The organism is Streptomyces griseus subsp. griseus, assembly GCF_000720255.1.
Classification (GTDB): Bacteria; Actinomycetota; Actinomycetes; order Streptomycetales; family Streptomycetaceae; genus Streptomyces; species Streptomyces griseus_I.
In genome coordinates this window covers 32,934-49,423 of record NZ_JOJE01000015.1, presented here as the reverse complement: position 1 = coordinate 49,423, position 16,490 = coordinate 32,934, and the positions used below count along the sequence as shown (strand labels likewise).

Sequence of the window (16,490 nt, the reverse complement as noted above, 5' to 3'; positions counted from 1 at the left end):
TCTCCTTAAGCGAGGCGCACGCGCGGGTCGATGAGGGCGTACACGGAATCGACGATGATGTTGAAGAGGACGATCGCGCCCGCGGCGACCAGGATGACCCCGAGCAGGATCGGCAGGTCGTTGGTGCTGACCGCCTTGACGGAGAGCATGCCGAGCCCCTGCAGGCTGAAGGTGGACTCGGTGATGATCGCGCCACCGAGCAGCGTGCCGAGGTCGAGGCCGAAGATGGTGACGATCGGGCCCATGGCGCCGCGCCAGGCGAAGCGGAAGAAGACCGTCCGACGGGACAGGCCCTTGGCGCGCGCCGTGCGGACGTAGTCCTCGCTGAGTGACTCCACCATCTGGGAGCGCGTCATGCGGGTGTAGTTGGCGGTCCAGATCAGGGAGAGGACCAGCCAGGGGACCAGCAGCCCCTGCGCCCACTGGGCCGGGTTGTCCGTGAACGGTGTGTAGCTGGCGCGGTCCAGTACCTGCCACTGGTCGACCAGGAGGTAGGTGGCGAAGACGCCGACGACGTAGATCTGCATCGAGGACGCGATGAGCGAGGCCGAACTGGCGACTTTGTCCAGGGCCTTGCCCTGCTTGACGGCGGCGAGCATGCCGGTGCCGATGCCGAAGACCAGGAAGACGACCGAGCTGCCGATGGCCAGCGAGATCGTGGTCGGGAAGCGGTCCAGGATGGTGGACAGCACCGGCTCGCGGTTCTGGAACGAGTAGCCGAGGCACGGCGCGTGGCAGTACCCGTACGAACTGTAGTCACGCCCCACGAACAGGCCCTTGAGCCATTCCCAGTACTGCAGGGGCAGCGAGTGGTCGATCCCCAGGTTCTTCCGCACCAGAGCCAGGGTCTCCGGAGTGCAGACCTTGCCGCACGCGATGCGGGCGGGGTCACGCGGAGCGGCGTAGAACAGGACGAACACGATGGCGCTGATGATCAGCAGGATCACAGCAGCGCCGAGAGTCCGGCGAACAAGGAAGCGGAACATGGCAGTTGGGTTTTCCTGACGGATGCCGTAGGGGGTGAGAAGGCGGGGCGGCACCGGTGCCGCCCCGCCAGGGGGCCTTGCGTCAGGCCTTCACGAAGGTCTTGTACAGCAGGGTGGCGGAGAAGTTCGGGTCGAACTGGGCGCCGCCGACCTTGTTGCCGAAGACGTAGTAGCGACGCTGGTACATCTCGGGGATCATCGGCGCGACCTCCTCCATAATCCGCTTGTCGAGCGCGGACCAGGCCTTGCCCGCCTTGTCCTGGTCGGCGATGACCGCGTTCTTCTTGATGTCCTCGTTGATGAAGTCGACGTTGGCCTGCGAGACGTTGTTCGAGCCGTTGCCGATGGTGTCACCGTCGAGCAGCGGCTGGATCATCGTGTAGGCGGTCGGCCAGTCCGGGGACCAGCCACCCCACATCACGTCGAAGCTGTTGTCGACCTGCTGGACCTGGTCGTAGTACGACGTGGAGTCGATCGGCTTGATGACGGGGGTGAAGCCGGCCGCCTTCAGGGCGTTCTCGATGACGACCTTGGTCTTGTCGTAGGTCGGGTCCTGGGGGAAGGCGTAGACGACCTTCATGCCCTCCTTGCCGGCCTCCTTCAGCAGCTTCTTCGAGGCTTCCGGGTCGCCCTGCGGCTTCTTCAGCTTGCCGTACACATCGAACTTCTCGTAACCGATGATGTCGGGGCTGAGGACCGAGGTGGCGAAGTCACCCGAGGACGGGCCGCCGTAGACCTGCCGGATCTGCTGCAGCGGCCAGGCGTGGATCAGCGCCTGACGCACCTTCAGGTCGGTGACCCGCTTCATGTTGATCCAGTAGAAGTAGGTGCCGGTGAGCAGACCGTTGAAGCTGCGCTTCTTCAGATCGGGGTCGGTCAGCACCTTCTGGATCCGCTCGGCGGGCACGCCCTTGTAGATCGAGACGCCGAACGCGTCCTTGCCCTGGGAGGCTATGAGGCGGTCCACGGAGTCGAGGGTCTCGATGCCGAAGTCGAACTCGAAGCCGTCCGGGTAGGCGTTGCGGATCGAGTCGGTCTTCGGGTCCCAGTGCTTGTTCCGCGTCAGCACCATCGACTTGTCGGTGGTGTGCGCCTTGATCTTGTACGGACCGCAGGCAACCGGCTTCTTGTCGTACTTCTCCTTGGTGTCCATCTTCACCGGCACGGCGGCGTAGGAGTGCATCGCCAGGGTGAAGTTGAAGTCCGGCTTGGCCTCCTTCAGCTTGAAGGTGATGGTCTTCTTCGCCTTGTCGGTGACGATCGAGTCGAGGTGCTTGCCGCCGTACGGGCCCTCGTAGCCGTCACGCCACTTGCCGCCCTTGCCGGTGAGCGCAGCCTGGGCGTAGCTGGCGCCCTCGGTGATGAACGGGGCCCAGGCACGCTCGAAGCCGTGGCGCACGTCCTCGACGGTCAGCTCGCTGCCGTCCTCCCACTTCAGACCGTCCTTCAGGGTGAAGGTCCAGGTCTTGTTGCCGTCGGAGGCGGTCCCCGTGTCGGTGGCCAGGTCGCCCACGAGCTTCTGCTTGCCGGAGGAGTCGATCTTGTAGCCGGTCAGGCAGCGGTGCAGGAGCAGCGCGACGGTCGAGTTGTACGCGTAGTAGATGCGCTGCGGGTCGAGGTGGGAGAAGTCGTCCGGGGCGAGGCCGTAGATCGTGCCGCCCTTCTTCGCGCCGTCGATCTCCGGGGCGGGGCCGGTCGAGTCCTCCTTGGTGCCGACGGTCACCTTGGCACCGGTGTACTCGGTGGCACCACCGCTCGGGGTGCCGCTGCCGCTGCCCCCCGCGTCACCGCTGCTGCACGCGGACAGCAGCGTCGAGCCTGCGGCCGCGACAGTTGTTGCGATGACGAAGTTCCTGCGGGATAGAGACATGGCTGACCCGATTTCTTGTGGAGTGGCAGGTACGTGGTGCGCTCCGCCCGAGCCCCGTCGCCCGGGCGGAGTGAGGGAGAGTTCAGCGCTTGGTCTTGGGGTCCAGCGCGTCGCGGACGGAGTCGCCGAGCAGGTTGAAGGCGACAACGAAGATCACCATGGAGAGACCAGGGAAGAGCATGAAGGTGATGTCGTCCTGGTAGACCTTGGCGCCGTTCTGGATCATCACGCCCCAGTCAGGAGTGGGGTTGGTGAGACCGACGCCGAGGAACGCGAGCCCTGCCTCGGCCGTGACGTAGGCCGGCAGCAGGAGCGTCGACTGGATCAGGATCGGCGTCCACAGGTTCGGAAGGATCTCCTTGAAGATGATCCGAGCCGGGGAGGCCCCGGTGACCTTGGCCGCCTCTACGAACTCCCGCTCGCGCAGGGCGAGGACCTCGCCGCGCAGCAGTCGGGCGATGGAGGCCCAGCCGAAGGCCGTCATCACGAGGATGAGGCTGGTGACGGTCAGCCAGACCGGAGTGTTGTCCTCCGGCGACACGAAGATCGCCAGGACCACGGGCCAGAAAGCGATGAAGAACAGGGTCTGCGGGAAGGCCAGCAGGATGTCGATCAAGCGACCGACGAGGTAGTCGGTCTTGCCGCCCAGGTAGCCGGCGGTGACGCCGACGACGACTCCGATCAGGGTCGTCAGCAGGGCGGCGGCGGCAGCGATCATCAGTGAGTTGCGGATTCCGTACAGCAGGAACGTGAAGACGTCCCGGCCGAGCTGCGGCTCGAGGCCGAACCAGAACTCCGAGTCGATGCCGCCGTTGGGCTTCACCGGGAAGTTGAACTCGTTCAGCAACCCTGGGATGTTCATGCCGTAGGTGGTGTACGGGTCCTTGCCGTACAGCTTCGCGATCACCGGCGCAAGGATGCCGATGGCGAAGAAGAAGATCACCACGCAGGCGGATATGACGCCCGTGCGGTCCCGTTTGAACCGGCGCCACGCGAGCTGCCCGGGGGACTTGCTCTCGTTGGCCTTCGGGGCGGGAGAAGTGATCGACTTCTCGACGTCCTCGTCGGTCGCCTCGAGCGGGGCAGCCGCGGATGGAGTAGGGGGGGTCATGGTGCTCCTGGCCCAGGGAGGGTCTGAATGACTCCGCAGGGCACTCCCCTACGGGCTACGCGGGACTTTTTCAACGCAATTCGTTCAAGGTCAATAAAAACTGGCCTCCCTTGGTTTTCTCTTTACTTCCTTTGCCTTCCCTTTGTCATCCTGTAGCTACGCGTGTAGCGCGTTGTAATCGTTCCGTGTCCCGAATCGGGCCAACTGGGCGAATCGGACAACGAGTTCGTTATCCGGATACCTCAGTGTCGAAATCCGTACATGGAGGGGTAGCGATCCAACGGTTCGGCATCGGAAGGTGATGATCCATTGCGCCCCCCGACGGAGATCCATTGTGCGGCACGCGGGAGATCGTTGGTATCCCTCCAACAGCCCCGCGACGCGCGGGGTCCATGTGCGGTATGCACCTCTTGAGTCGATATTTGCCGGTAGCGGGTCTGCCGGTGACGGATCTGCCGGTGATGGATTCTCAGGAGGAGGCACCCATGCGGGGAGTCACGCGCGCCAGATGGGCCGTATGCGCGGCGGCGACCGCCCTCGTGGCAGCGGGCTGCGGGAACGAGGTCAGCGGCGGTGGCGCCGGCGGCGCGGTGCTGACCTCCTCCTGGGGTGATCCGCAGAACCCGCTGGAGCCCGCCAACACCAACGAGGTGCAGGGCGGCAAGGTCCTCGACATGATCTTCCGGAACCTCAAGCGCTACGACCCGCGCACCGGCGAGGCGAAGAACATGCTCGCCGAGCGCATCGAGACCTCCGACTCGCAGCACTTCACCGTCACCCTCAAGGACGGCTGGACCTTCAGCAACGGCGAGAAGGTCACCGCCAGGTCCTTCGTCGACGCCTGGAACTACGGCGCGAACCTGACGAACAACCAGAAGAACGCGTACTTCTTCAGCTACATCGACGGCTACGACCGGGTCCACCCCGACGGCGGGGGCAAGCAGAGCGCCGACACGCTCACGGGGCTGAGAATCGTCGACGACCGCACCTTCACCGTCCGGCTGAGCCAGAAGTTCTCGGCGTTCCCCGACACCCTCGGCTATCCCGCCTTCGCGCCGCTGCCCCGGGCGTTCTTCGACGACCACGACGCCTGGCTGAAGAAGCCGGTCGGCAACGGGCCGTACGGCATCGAGTCGTACACCAAGGGCGCGGAGATGGTGCTGCGGGCGTGGGACGGCTACCCCGGCAAGGACAAGGCGCGCAACGACGGAGTGACCCTCAAGGTCTACACCGACACCAACACCGCCTACACCGACCTGCTGGCCGGCAACCTCGACCTCGCCGACGACATCCCGGCCGCGCAGCTCGCGAATGTCCGCGGCGACCTCGGCGACCGCTACCTCAACACCCCCGCCGGCATCATCCAGACCCTCGCCTTCCCCTTCTACGACAAGGACTGGAACAAGAAGGACTCGGTCAAGGTCCGTCAGGGGCTGTCCCGCGCGATCGACCGCGAACGCATCACCGAGACCATCTTCCAGAAGACCCGCACCCCCGCCACCGACTGGACGTCCCCTGTCCTCGGTGAAGAGGGCGGCTACAAGAAGGGGCTGTGCGGTGAGTGGTGCGAGTACGACGCCGCCGCGGCCCGGAAACTGATCGCGGAAGGCGGCGGACTGCCCGGCGGCCAGGTCAGGATCACCTACAACGCGGACACCGGCTCCCACCGGCTCTGGGTCGACGCCGTCTGCAACTCCGTCAACAAGGCCCTCGGCAACGACCGGGCCTGCGTCGGCAACCCGGTCGGCACGTTCGCCGACTTCCGCAACCAGACGACCAGGCAGAAGGTCCAGGGCCCGTTCCGGACCGGCTGGCAGATGGACTACCCACTCAGCCAGAACTTCCTCCAGCCGCTCTACTACACCAACGCCTCCTCCAACGACGGCAAGTGGTCCAACAAGGACTTCGACCGGCTCGTCGACCGGGCCAACGCCGAGACCGACACCGCCAAGGCCGTCGGCCTCTTCCAGCAGGCCGAGGAGATCGTCCGCGACCAGATGGCCGCCATCCCGCTCTGGTACCAGAACGGCAGCGCCGGCTGGTCCGAGCGGTTGTCCGACGTGACGCTCAACCCCTTCAGCGTCCCCGTCTACGACGAGATCAAGGTCGGCTGAGCCGCCATGGGACGCCATGTCGTCCGGCGCCTGTTCCAGATGGTCCCGGTGTTCGTCGGCGCCACCCTGCTGATCTTCCTGATGGTGAACGTGATGGGCGACCCCGTCGCGGGCCTGTGCGGGGAGCGGCAGTGCGACGCGGCGACCACCGCCCGGCTCCGCGAGGAGTTCGGCCTCGACCAGCCCGTGTGGCGGCAGTACCTGACCTACCTGGGCAACGTCCTCACCGGTGATTTCGGTACGGCGTTCGACGGCCGTCCGGTCACCGAGCTGATGGCGACCGCCTTCCCCGTCACCGTCCGCCTGACCGTCGTCGCGATCCTCTTCGAGGTCGTCGTCGGGATCACCCTGGGCGTCGTCACCGGCCTGCGCCGCGGCCGGCCCGTCGACACCGGCGTGCTGGTGCTCACCCTGGTCGTCGTCTCCGTGCCCACCTTCGTCACCGGGCTGCTGCTCCAACTGCTCCTCGGCGTCGAGTGGGGCTGGATCAGACCCTCCGTCTCCTCCGAGGCCGGCTTCGGCGAGCTGATCGTGCCGGGCCTGGTGCTGGCCTCCGTCTCCCTCGCCTACGTCACCCGCCTGACCCGGACGTCCCTGGCGGAGAACCGGAGCTCCGACCACGTCCGCACGGCCCTCGCCAAGGGGCTGCCCCGGCGCCGGATCGTCACCCGGCACCTGCTGCGCAACTCCCTCATCCCCGTGGTCACCTTCATCGGCACCGACATCGGCGCCCTGATGGGCGGGGCGATCGTCACCGAGCGCATCTTCAACATCCACGGCGTCGGCTACCAGCTCTACCAGGGCATCCTCCGCCAGAACACCCAGACCGTCGTCGGTTTCGTGACCGTCCTGGTCCTGGTGTTCCTGGCGGCCAACCTGCTGGTCGACCTCCTGTACGCCGTGCTCGACCCGAGGATCCGCCATGTCTGAGCTCATCGATCCGGTCGCCGGCATCGGCGCGGAAACGGCGTCGGCCCGCCTCGACAGGCCCCGCAGCCTGTGGTCCGACGCCCGGCGGGACCTGTGCCGCAACCCCGTCTTCGTGGTCTCGGCGCTGGTCATCCTCTTCCTGGTCTTCGTCTCCCTGTGGCCCGCGGCGATCGCCTCCGGCAGCCCCCTCGCCTGCGACCTCGCCAAGTCCCGGCAGGGCCCCGGACCCGGCCACCCCTTCGGCTACGACGGCCAGGGCTGCGACGTCTACACCCGCACCGTGTACGGCGCCCGTACGTCCGTCACGGTCGGCGTCTGCGCCACCCTCGGGGTCGCGCTGCTCGGCTCGGTCCTCGGCGGGCTCGCCGGGTTCTTCGGAGGGGCGGGGGACGCGGTGCTGTCCCGGATCACCGACGTCTTCTTCGCCATCCCGGTCGTCCTCGGCGGCCTCGTCCTCCTCTCCGTGGTGACCAGCGACACCGTCTGGCCGGTCATCGGATTCATGGTGCTGCTGGGCTGGCCGCAGATCTCCCGGATCGCCCGCGGCTCGGTCGTCACCGTCCAGCAGAACGACTACGTCCAGGCCGCCCGCGCCCTCGGCGCCTCCCACTCCCGGATCCTGCTGCGGCACATCGCGCCCAACGCGGTCGCCCCGGTGATCGTCGTGGCGACCATCGCGCTCGGCACCTACATCGCCCTGGAGGCGACCCTGTCCTACCTCGGAGTGGGGCTGAAACCGCCGAGCGTGTCCTGGGGGATCGACATCTCCGCCGCCTCCCCCTACGTCCGCACCGCCCCGCACGCCCTGCTGTGGCCGTCCGGCGCCCTGGCGGTCACGGTGCTCGCCTTCATCATGCTGGGCGACGCGGTGCGCGACGCCCTCGACCCGAAGCTGAGGTGACGGCGTCATGCTCCTCGAAGTGCGCGACCTGCACGTGGAGTTCCGGGCCAGGGACGGGGTCGCCCGGGCCGTCAACGGCGTCAGCTACGGCGTGGCCGCGGGCGAGACGCTCGCCGTGCTGGGCGAGTCCGGCTCCGGCAAGTCGGTCACGGCCCAGGCGGTCATGGGCATCCTCGACACCCCACCGGGGCGGATCACCGGCGGCGAGATCCTCTTCCAGGGCCGGGACCTGCTGAAACTGACGCGGGAGGAGCGACGCCGGATCAGGGGCGCCGAGATGGCGATGATCTTCCAGGACGCGCTGTCCTCGCTCAACCCCGTCCTCACCGTGGGAGACCAGCTCGGCGAGATGTTCGTCGTCCACCGGGGGATGTCGAAGAGGGACGCGCGCGTGAAGGCCGTCGAGCTGATGGACCGGGTCCGCATCCCGGCCGCGAAGGAGCGGATCAGGCAGTACCCCCACCAGTTCTCTGGCGGTATGCGCCAGCGCATCATGATCGCGATGGCGCTGGCCCTGGAACCGGCCCTCGTCATCGCCGACGAACCCACCACCGCCCTCGACGTCACCGTCCAGGCCCAGATCATGGAACTCCTCGCCGAGCTGCGGCGCGAGACCGGCATGGCGCTCGTCCTGATCACCCACGACCTCGGCGTGGTCGCCGACGTCGCCGACCGGATCGCCGTGATGTACGCGGGCCGGATCGTGGAGTCGGCCCCGGTGCACGACCTCTACCGGGCACCCGCGCATCCCTACACCCAGGGCCTCCTCGACTCCATCCCACGCCTGGACCACAAGGGCCGGGAGCTGCACGCCATCAGGGGCCTGCCCCCCAACCTCCTGACCGTCCCGTCCGGTTGCGCCTTCCACCCGCGCTGTCCCAGGGCCCGGGACGAGTGCCGCACCGACGTACCGCCGCTGCACACGGTGGACGCGCGTCGGGGCAGTGCCTGCCACCTCTGGAGGGAGTGTCTGCATGGCTGAGCCGATTCTGGAGGTCCGCGGGCTGGTCAAGCACTATCCGCTCACCCGGGGCGTCCGCTTCGGGAGACGGGCCGGCGCGGTCAGGGCCGTCGACGGTGTCGACCTCACCCTCGGCCGGGGCGAGACCCTCGGTGTCGTCGGCGAGTCCGGCTGCGGCAAGTCGACCCTCGCCCGGCTGCTGGTCCACCTGGAGAGGCCCACGGCCGGTGCGATCCACTACAAGGGCGAGGACATCACCAGGCTGTCCGGCCGCGCCCTGCGGGCCGTGCGCCGCAACATCCAGATGGTGTTCCAGGATCCGTACACCTCGCTCAACCCCCGTATGACGGTGGGCGACATCATCGGGGAGCCGTACGAGATCCACCCGGAGGCGGCCCCGAAGGGCGAGCGGCGCGGGCGGGTCCAGGAGCTGCTGGAGGTCGTCGGCCTCAGCCCCGAGCACATCAACCGCTACCCGCACCAGTTCTCCGGCGGACAGCGCCAACGCATCGGCATCGCAAGGGGGTTGGCGCTGCGCCCCGAGGTGGTCGTGGCCGACGAACCGGTGTCGGCCCTCGACGTCTCGGTGCAGGCGCAGGTCGTCAACCTCCTGGCCCGGCTGCAGCGGGAGTTCGAGCTGAGTTACGTCTTCATCGCCCACGACCTGTCCGTCGTGCGGCACATCTCGGACCGGGTCGCGGTGATGTACCTCGGGCGGATCGTGGAGACCGGCACGGACACCGGGATCTACGACCGGCCCGCGCACCCCTACACCCAGGCGCTGCTGTCCGCGGTGCCGGTGCCCGATCCCGAGGGCCGGGAGAAGCGGGAGCGGATCATCCTGACGGGGGACGTGCCGTCCCCGGCGGACGTACCCTCGGGCTGCCGCTTCCGTACCCGCTGCCGCATGGCACAGGAGCGCTGCGCGCTGGAGATGCCGGAGCTCGCGGCCCCGACCGGGGGCGGCCCGACGGGGTCCGTCGCCGTGCACGAAGTGGCCTGCCACTTCGCATAGCCCCGCAAATCGGCCGCAACCTCGTTAACACGCAGGCAACTTGGCCGACCCGATTCCGATATACGGACGCGTCAGGCTGAACAGCGTACGGCCGTGCGGGTGCCGTGAACGGGCCGGGGGCACCATGTCCCCCGGCCCGTTGCCCGCCTAGGACAGGCCCAGCGAACGCTTCAGGAAATCCACCTGAAGCAGCAGCAGGTTCTCCGCGACCTGCTCCTGCGGGGTCATGTGGGTCACGCCGGACAGGGGCAGCACCTCGTGCGGGCGGCCCGCGGCCAGCAGGGCGGAGGACAGCCGCAGGGCGTGCGCGACCACCACGTTGTCGTCGGCCAGCCCGTGCACGATCATCAGCGGGCGGTGCGGCTCCGCGGGGGACGACAGCCCCTCGTCGGTCACGAGCGAGCTGCGGGCGTACGCCTCCGGAAAGGCGGCCGGGTCGCCCAGATACCGCTCCGTGTAGTGGGTGTCGTACAGCCGCCAGTCCGTCACCGGGGCGCCCGCGATGCCCGCGTGGAAGACGTCCGGCCGGCGAAGCACCGCCAGGCCCGCCAGCCAGCCGCCGTAGGACCAGCCTCGGATCGCCACCTTGGACAGGTCCAGCGGGTGCCGCTCGGCGAGGTCCTGGAGCGCGTCGACCTGGTCCTCCAGCGAGACCGTGAAGTCGTGGTGGACCGCCTTCTCCCAGGCGGGGGAGCGGCCCGGGGTGCCGCGCCCGTCGGCGACGACCACCGCGAAACCCTGGTCGGCGAACCACTGCGAGGTGAGGTGCGCGTTGTGCGCGGCCATCACCCGCGGGCCGTGCGGGCCACCATAGGGGTCCAGGAGGACGGGGAGGGGAGTGTCACCGCGGTAGTCCGTTGGCATAAGCACGGCGCACGGGATGCGGCGTGCGCCCCCCTCGGTGAGCGTCACGCGCGGGGACAGACCGGGATCCTCGGCATACGACGTCACGGTAGCCACCGGCTTCCCGTCGCGCAGCACCCGCACCTTGGCCCCCGGCCGTTCCAGCACGGCCGACACCAGCACGGTCACGCCCCCGGCGCGCACCGCCGCGTGAACGCCGGGCTCCTGCGAGACGCGCTCGACCCCCAGCTCGTTGACGCGATACACATGCACCTCGCCGGTCTCCGGCACCGCCGCGCGCTCCCCGGCCGAGGCCGAGACCAGTACATCCTCGTCGGAGACGTCCAGCACCGCCCGGACGTGCAACTGCGCCCCGGTCAGGGGCCGTTCGCCGACCGTGAGGACCCGCGCGCCGCCCTCGTCGGCGATCCGCACGAGCCGTCCCGAGGGGGTCCAGCACGGCACTCCAGGGAAAAGATCAAGCCAAATCGGATCTTCGTCCGCGTGCACCATCCGGGTCTGTCCGGAGTCCGGATCCACCGCCAGGTACAGCTGGCTGCGCTGGTCGCGGGCCTGCACGAGCAACAGCGGCGCACCCGCCGCTGACCAGTGCACTCGCGCCAGATACGGATAGCGCGCACGGTCCCAGACGACCTCGGTGCGGGCCCCGTCCAGGTCGGTCACGAACAGCCGGACCTCCGCGTTCGCGGTGCCCGCCGCCGGATATGCCACGTGTTGTGGGTCACGTTTCGGCTGCGCGGGATCGGAGATCCACCACCGCCCCACCGGCGTGTCGTCCACCCGCGCCACCAGCAGGCGATCACCCTCGGGCGACCACCAGAAGCCGCGTGACCTCGCCATCTCCTCGGCCGCGATGAACTCGGCCGTGCCGTACGACACCCCCTTCGACTCCGGTTCGGCGAGCGCCCGGTCGCCCTCGCCCTCGGCGCCCACCACGCGCAGGGCGCCGCCGGCGACGTAGGCGATCCGCCGTCCGTCGGGGGACGGGCGCGGGTCGATCACCGGTCCGGACACGGGCAGCTCGCGTGCCGTTCCGGCCCGCAGCTCCGCCGTGAAGAGCCGCCCTGACAAGGCGAAAGAGGCCAGCTCGACGGCCGCGTCGGTGGCGTAGCCGACGATGCCGGCACCCCCCTCGCGGCTGCGTTCGCGCCGGGCCCGCTCCTCGGCCGACAGGTTCTCCGAGGCGCCGCCCAGCAGGGCGTACGGGTCGGCCGCCACCCGCTCCCGGCCGTCCGCCGGATCGAGGACCCACAGCGCGCCCGCCCGGTCCGTACCGGAGGCGGAGCGCAGGAACACGACACGGGAACCGTCGGGAGCCACGGTGAACGAACGCGGCGCGCCGAGCGAGAACCGCTGGGTACGGGCGTGCCGTCGGGGGAAGGAGTCAGGCTCGGTCGTCATGCCATGACCATATTGGCCGTGCGCCCCCTTGTGCGGCTGTGCGCCGACCGATGCGCGCGTACTCATAGTTATGATCACTAGCGCTGTGTGGGTATGAACCTGCTGCCCGTCGTATGGATTTACAAATGGCCGCGCTCTGTTTGGAGGTGAGCCGCCGTGGCACTCTCGATTTCGGCGGTGGTGCTGCTGGCGATCATCGTCTTCTTGTTGATCAAGAAGTCGGGACTGAAGGGCGGTCATGCGGTCGTCTGCATCCTGCTCGGCTTCTATCTCGCCTCGTCGACGATGGCGGGGACGATCAACGACCTGACGACGAGCGTGGCGAGCATGATCGGCAGCATCAAGTTCTAGTGCCTGTGGTTTCTCCTACCCCCGTACGCTGGGGGCATGACGGAACTGCCCGGCCGTCGTCTGCTGCTGGTGCACGCGCATCCTGACGACGAGTCGATCAACAACGGCGCGACGATGGCCCGGTACGCGGCCGAGGGTGCCCATGTGACGCTGGTCACCTGCACCCTCGGTGAGCGGGGCGAGGTCATCCCGCCGGAGCTGCGACATCTGACGGGCGACGCCCTGGGCCGTGAGCGGCTGCGGGAGCTCGGCGCGGCCATGGACCACCTCGGCGTGCGCGACCACCGCCTCCTCGGCGGGCCCTCCCGCTACCAGGACTCCGGGATGATGGGCCTGCCCGACAACGACGAGGCGAGCAGCTTCTGGCAGGCCGACGTCGACGAGGCCGCCGGACACCTCGCCGAGGTGATCCTGGAGGTCCGTCCGCAGGTCCTCGTCACCTACGACGACAACGGCGGCTATGGCCACCCCGACCACATCCAGGCCCACCGCGTCGCCATGCGCGCCGCCGAACTCGCGGCCGGGCGGGGCTGGGAGATCGCCAAGGTCTACTGGAACCGCGTCCCGCGCCCCGTCGCCGAGGACGCCTTCGTCCGCCTCCGCGACGAGCTGCCCGGCCTGCCCTTCACCAAGGCCGCCGCCGTGGACGACGTACCCGGCGTCGTCGCCGAGGACCGGATCACCACCGAGATCGACGGCTCCGCGTACGCCGCGGCCAAGGCCGCCGCGATGCGCGCGCACGCCACCCAGATCGAGGTCGCCGAGCCGTACTTCGCGCTCTCCAACGAACTCGCCCAGCCCCTCTTCACCACCGAGTACTACGAGTTGGTGCGCGGGAGGCGGCCGCGGGGGCGGGAGACCGATCTGTTCGCCGGGATCGATTCCGCGGGGATCGACTTCGCCGGCACCGAGGAGGCGTCATGAAGAACAACGGCGGGGGCTCCATGCTCGCCCAGCCGCTGCAGCGGCCCAGCGCGGGACGGGCCGCCGCGCTACTGGGGCTCCTCGTGCTCGGCGCGGTGGTCGCCCTGGCCGGGTCGCTGATCCAGTCCGGCATGTTCCCGGGCGGACTGCTGCTCGCGCTCGCGGGCGCTGTCGGACTCTTCCTGGGCGGGGCCCGTGCGACGAGCAGCCGGGGTGGTGCCGTCGCGCCCGCCGTCGGCTGGACGGTCACGGTCATCCTGCTCACCGCCAGCCGCCCGGAGGGCGACTTCCTCTTCGGCGCCGGCGGGGGCTCGTACCTCTTCCTGCTGGGCGGAATGGCCCTGGCTGTGATCTGTGCCACCCTTGGCGGAGGGTGGCAACCAGGGGGCGACGGCGTCCGACTTGGCAAGTGACGTACCACTTCGCCGGACGGTGCGCGTGCGAGTCCCGTGTGGGTTTCCCCGGCGGTCATGGGATAAGCGCCAGTAGTGGCCAGTATGGTGGTGCGCGCCGCCGAGGTGCCCGCGTGAGGTCGTGACGGGCGGCGGAGCCAACCGGGAGAACCAGCCTTGAGTCGTGAAACTGACACTCCGTCCACCGGGCCCAACGGGCGCGGTGGAGCCGCATACCCCTCGGGCACGCCGCCGTACGGGATCCCCATGGCTTCCGACGCCGGTACGGACGCGGGCCGTTCGGCCGCGCAACCGGAGGAACGCAAGACCGAGACCACGCTGACCACCAGGATCCGGATCAACATCCCCGGTTCCAGGCCCATTCCACCGGTCGTCGTGCGCAAGCCCGTCGGAGACTCCGACGCGAGTGGCGAGGACACGGGCGAGACGCAGGTGCCGAGTGCCGCCGCGCCGCCCACCGGTGCGGTCGAGCCGTCGGCCGGCGAGTCCGCGGCCTCGGCCTCGGCCGCGACCGAGGAGAAGGCCAGCGACTGGTTCGCGCCCCGCAAATCCGGCGCCCCGAAGGGCGGTCAGGGCAGCGGCTCCACCAACGGGGCAGGTCTGCCGGGTGCTTCGGGCACGGCGGCTGCTTCCGGCGGCTCGGGTGCGGGCGCGGCAGGAGGTGCTGGTGCCGCCGGTGGCGCGCGGCCCGGTGCCGGTCGTCCCGGCGGTGTCGTCGGCTCCATGGGCGTTCCGGGTGCCAAGGGCGGCCGTACGAACGGCGCGGGGCTGCCCGGTGCCACCGGCGGCCCCGTGGCGCCCGGGCACGGTGGCGGCACCGGCTCCTTCGACGTGACCGAGGCGCTGGCCGCGGGCCCGCGGGGCGGCTCGCGTCCCGGCGCCGGTGAACCGCGCCGCGACGAGCTGCCGTACTTCTCGGAGAGCGACGGCGGACAGAACACCGGTTCCGGTGAGAAGAGCTTCGGCGAGAACTTCGCCGATCCCGGCTTCGGCGGTACGAACGGACGCGGCGGTCCGGGTGGCCAGGGCGGCCCGGGCGGTCCCGGCGGCCAGGGTGGCTACGCCGGGCCGAACGGGCCCGGCGGACAGGGCGGGCCGCAGGGCCCCGCGGGCCCGACCGGTGGTCCGGTCACCGGAGACGGCCCGATGGTGCCGCCGGTGGGCGGCGCGGCCGGTCCGGGTGCCCCGGGCGCTGCGGCGGGTCGTCCGGGCAGCCCCGGTGCCAACGGCCGGCCGGGCGGTCCCGCGGGCCCGCGTGTCCCCGGTGGGCCGGGTGGTCCGGGCGCCAACGGCTTCCCCGGCGGTCCCGGGCGGCCCGGCGGTCCCGGTGGGCCTGGCGGTCCCGGTGGGCCTGGCGGTCCCGGCGGCGCCGGTGTGTCCGGTGGTCCTGGCGGCGCCGGCGCCCCCGGCATGGCGCCGGGTGCCGGTCCGCGGGCCGGGCGTGCCCAGGCCGCGGGCCTCAGCGACGACACCGCCATCCTCACGCCCCAGGTCCAGGTCCCCGAGCCCGCCGCGGGCGGCTACGGCAGGCCCGCCGAGAACGTCTCCGGGCACACCCTGACCAGCGGCATCCCCGTCGTGCCCGGGGCCGGCCAGCAGGGCCCGTTCGGGCCCGGCGCGCACACCGACGGCCCGCTGCCGCACACGCCCGCGAAGCCCGAGCCGGCCACGCAGAGCAAGCCCGCGGCCCAGGCCAAGAAGAAAAAGAAGGGCCGCAGCAAGCTGGTCCTGCTCGGCGGTCTCGTGGTCGTCGCCGGGGCCGGTGCCTACGGCGCCGGGCTGCTGATGAACCATTCCGACGTGCCCAAGGGCACCACCGTGCTCGGCGTCGACATCGGCGGCGGCACCCGTGACGACGCCGTCAAGAAGCTCGGCAACGCCTTCGAGGGCCGGAGCAAGCAGACGCTGAAGCTGTCCGTCGACGGCAGCACCGTCGCGCTCAAGCCCGATCAGGCGGGCCTGCAGTTCGACATGCAGGCCACGGTCGACGCGGCCGCCAAGAGCGACTACAACCCGGTCTCCGTGGTCGGCTCGCTCTTCGGGCAGCACCGGGTCGTCGACCCCGTCATGCCGGTCGACGAGGAGAAGCTGCGGGCGGCCCTGCAGAGCGCGGCGGGCGGCTCCGGCTCGGTCACCGAGGGAACGATCAAGTTCGAGTCCGGCAAGGCCGTCGCCGTCTACGGCAAGCCCGGCAAGGGCATCGCCGTCGGCCAGGCCGAGACGTCGGTCGAGCAGGCGTACCGCACCCTGGTGGAGACCGGCTCGCCCACGCCGGTGAAGGTCCCGACGACCACCCAGCAGCCGACGATCTCCAACGCCGAGGTCGACCGGATGATGAAGAAGTTCGCCGAGCCTGCGATGTCCGCCAGGGTGACGGTCCAGACCGACGCCAACCACACGGTCCTGCTCAGCCCGGAGAACTCGCTCTGGAAGTTCCTCGGCGTGAAGGCCGTCGACGGCAAACTCGTCGAGAGCTACAACGAGGCCGCGCTGAAGGAGCTGTACGGCGGCGCCTTCAACGGCGTGCTGATCACCCGCGGCACCGGACAGAAGACGCCCGTCACGGTCCAGGACGTGATCCAGGCCCTGCGCCCGGCCCTGACGAGCAGGACCAACCGCGTCGGGATCATCGACACCGACCCGAACTGA

General features: G+C 69.7%; 13 protein-coding genes. 9 read left to right on the top strand and 4 right to left on the bottom strand.

Translation table 11 applies throughout. The features are described 5' to 3' along the window. Positions 1-5 precede the first annotated feature (5 nt). The 3 genes from IG99_RS21230 to IG99_RS21220 all read right to left on the bottom strand — a co-directional run bounded on the left by IG99_RS21230 (position 6) and on the right by IG99_RS21220 (position 3,967). A complete protein-coding gene (locus IG99_RS21230) occupies positions 6-986 on the bottom strand; it encodes an ABC transporter permease (protein WP_037676296.1) in 981 nt (326 codons plus the stop codon). A gap of 82 nt (positions 987-1,068) precedes the next feature. After that, a complete protein-coding gene (locus IG99_RS21225; protein ID WP_037676295.1) occupies positions 1,069-2,856 on the bottom strand; it encodes an ABC transporter substrate-binding protein in 1,788 nt (595 codons plus the stop codon). A gap of 82 nt (positions 2,857-2,938) precedes the next feature. After that, positions 2,939-3,967, bottom strand: coding sequence for an ABC transporter permease (locus IG99_RS21220; protein ID WP_051865702.1), 1,029 nt, complete (start codon positions 3,965-3,967; stop codon positions 2,939-2,941). Positions 3,968-4,452: 485 nt separating this feature from the next. Between IG99_RS21220 and IG99_RS21215 the strand changes: the two genes are divergently transcribed. From IG99_RS21215 to IG99_RS21195, 5 genes are read left to right on the top strand one after another with little or no spacing between them, the layout of a single operon-like run. Next, complete coding sequence (locus tag IG99_RS21215; RefSeq protein WP_037676294.1) at positions 4,453-6,081, top strand: peptide ABC transporter substrate-binding protein; 1,629 nt, start codon at positions 4,453-4,455, stop codon at positions 6,079-6,081. Between the two features lie 6 nt (positions 6,082-6,087). Next, positions 6,088-7,011, top strand: coding sequence for an ABC transporter permease (locus IG99_RS21210; RefSeq protein ID WP_037676293.1), 924 nt, complete (start codon positions 6,088-6,090; stop codon positions 7,009-7,011). Beyond that, positions 7,004-7,912, top strand: coding sequence for an ABC transporter permease (locus IG99_RS21205; RefSeq protein WP_051865698.1), 909 nt, complete (start codon positions 7,004-7,006; stop codon positions 7,910-7,912). The genes IG99_RS21210 and IG99_RS21205 overlap by 8 nt, the downstream gene beginning before the upstream one ends. A gap of 7 nt (positions 7,913-7,919) precedes the next feature. Further along, positions 7,920-8,894, top strand: coding sequence for an ABC transporter ATP-binding protein (locus IG99_RS21200; protein WP_037676292.1), 975 nt, complete (start codon positions 7,920-7,922; stop codon positions 8,892-8,894). Then, entirely contained in the window at positions 8,887-9,888 is a 1,002-nt protein-coding gene (locus IG99_RS21195; RefSeq protein ID WP_037676291.1) for an ABC transporter ATP-binding protein, read from the top strand. The genes IG99_RS21200 and IG99_RS21195 overlap by 8 nt, the downstream gene beginning before the upstream one ends. 147 nt (positions 9,889-10,035) lie before the next feature. Here IG99_RS21195 and IG99_RS21190 read toward each other — a convergent pair whose 3' ends face one another. Then, positions 10,036-12,153, bottom strand: a complete 2,118-nt coding sequence (locus IG99_RS21190; RefSeq protein ID WP_037676289.1) for a S9 family peptidase — start codon at positions 12,151-12,153, stop codon at positions 10,036-10,038. A gap of 156 nt (positions 12,154-12,309) precedes the next feature. Between IG99_RS21190 and IG99_RS21185 the strand changes: the two genes are divergently transcribed. The 4 genes from IG99_RS21185 (at position 12,310) to IG99_RS21170 (ending at position 16,490) form a co-directional block, all read left to right on the top strand. Continuing rightward, positions 12,310-12,504, top strand: coding sequence for a hypothetical protein (locus IG99_RS21185; protein ID WP_030783885.1), 195 nt, complete (start codon positions 12,310-12,312; stop codon positions 12,502-12,504). Between the two features lie 36 nt (positions 12,505-12,540). After that, entirely contained in the window at positions 12,541-13,428 is an 888-nt protein-coding gene (mshB, locus tag IG99_RS21180; RefSeq protein ID WP_037676287.1) for an N-acetyl-1-D-myo-inositol-2-amino-2-deoxy-alpha-D-glucopyranoside deacetylase, read from the top strand. Next, on the top strand, positions 13,425-13,841 hold the full coding sequence (locus IG99_RS21175; RefSeq protein WP_037676286.1) for a DUF6113 family protein: 417 nt from the start codon (positions 13,425-13,427) through the stop codon (positions 13,839-13,841). Before mshB ends, IG99_RS21175 begins: the two co-directional genes overlap by 4 nt. Before the next feature lie 156 nt (positions 13,842-13,997). Continuing rightward, positions 13,998-16,490 carry a hypothetical protein gene (locus IG99_RS21170; RefSeq protein WP_037676284.1) on the top strand — a complete coding sequence of 831 codons (2,493 nt, stop codon included), beginning with the start codon at positions 13,998-14,000 and terminating at the stop codon, positions 16,488-16,490.

Coding starts and splice junctions, on each gene's coding strand:
- IG99_RS21230 (WP_037676296.1), bottom strand. CDS start 986: ATGTTCCGCTTCCTTGTTCGCCGGACTCTCGGCGCTGCTGTGATCCTG.
- IG99_RS21225 (WP_037676295.1), bottom strand. CDS start 2,856: ATGTCTCTATCCCGCAGGAACTTCGTCATCGCAACAACTGTCGCGGCC.
- IG99_RS21220 (WP_051865702.1), bottom strand. CDS start 3,967: ATGACCCCCCCTACTCCATCCGCGGCTGCCCCGCTCGAGGCGACCGAC.
- IG99_RS21215 (WP_037676294.1), top strand. CDS start 4,453: ATGCGGGGAGTCACGCGCGCCAGATGGGCCGTATGCGCGGCGGCGACC.
- IG99_RS21210 (WP_037676293.1), top strand. CDS start 6,088: ATGGGACGCCATGTCGTCCGGCGCCTGTTCCAGATGGTCCCGGTGTTC.
- IG99_RS21205 (WP_051865698.1), top strand. CDS start 7,004: ATGTCTGAGCTCATCGATCCGGTCGCCGGCATCGGCGCGGAAACGGCG.
- IG99_RS21200 (WP_037676292.1), top strand. CDS start 7,920: ATGCTCCTCGAAGTGCGCGACCTGCACGTGGAGTTCCGGGCCAGGGAC.
- IG99_RS21195 (WP_037676291.1), top strand. CDS start 8,887: ATGGCTGAGCCGATTCTGGAGGTCCGCGGGCTGGTCAAGCACTATCCG.
- IG99_RS21190 (WP_037676289.1), bottom strand. CDS start 12,153: ATGACGACCGAGCCTGACTCCTTCCCCCGACGGCACGCCCGTACCCAG.
- mshB (WP_037676287.1), top strand. CDS start 12,541: ATGACGGAACTGCCCGGCCGTCGTCTGCTGCTGGTGCACGCGCATCCT.
- IG99_RS21175 (WP_037676286.1), top strand. CDS start 13,425: ATGAAGAACAACGGCGGGGGCTCCATGCTCGCCCAGCCGCTGCAGCGG.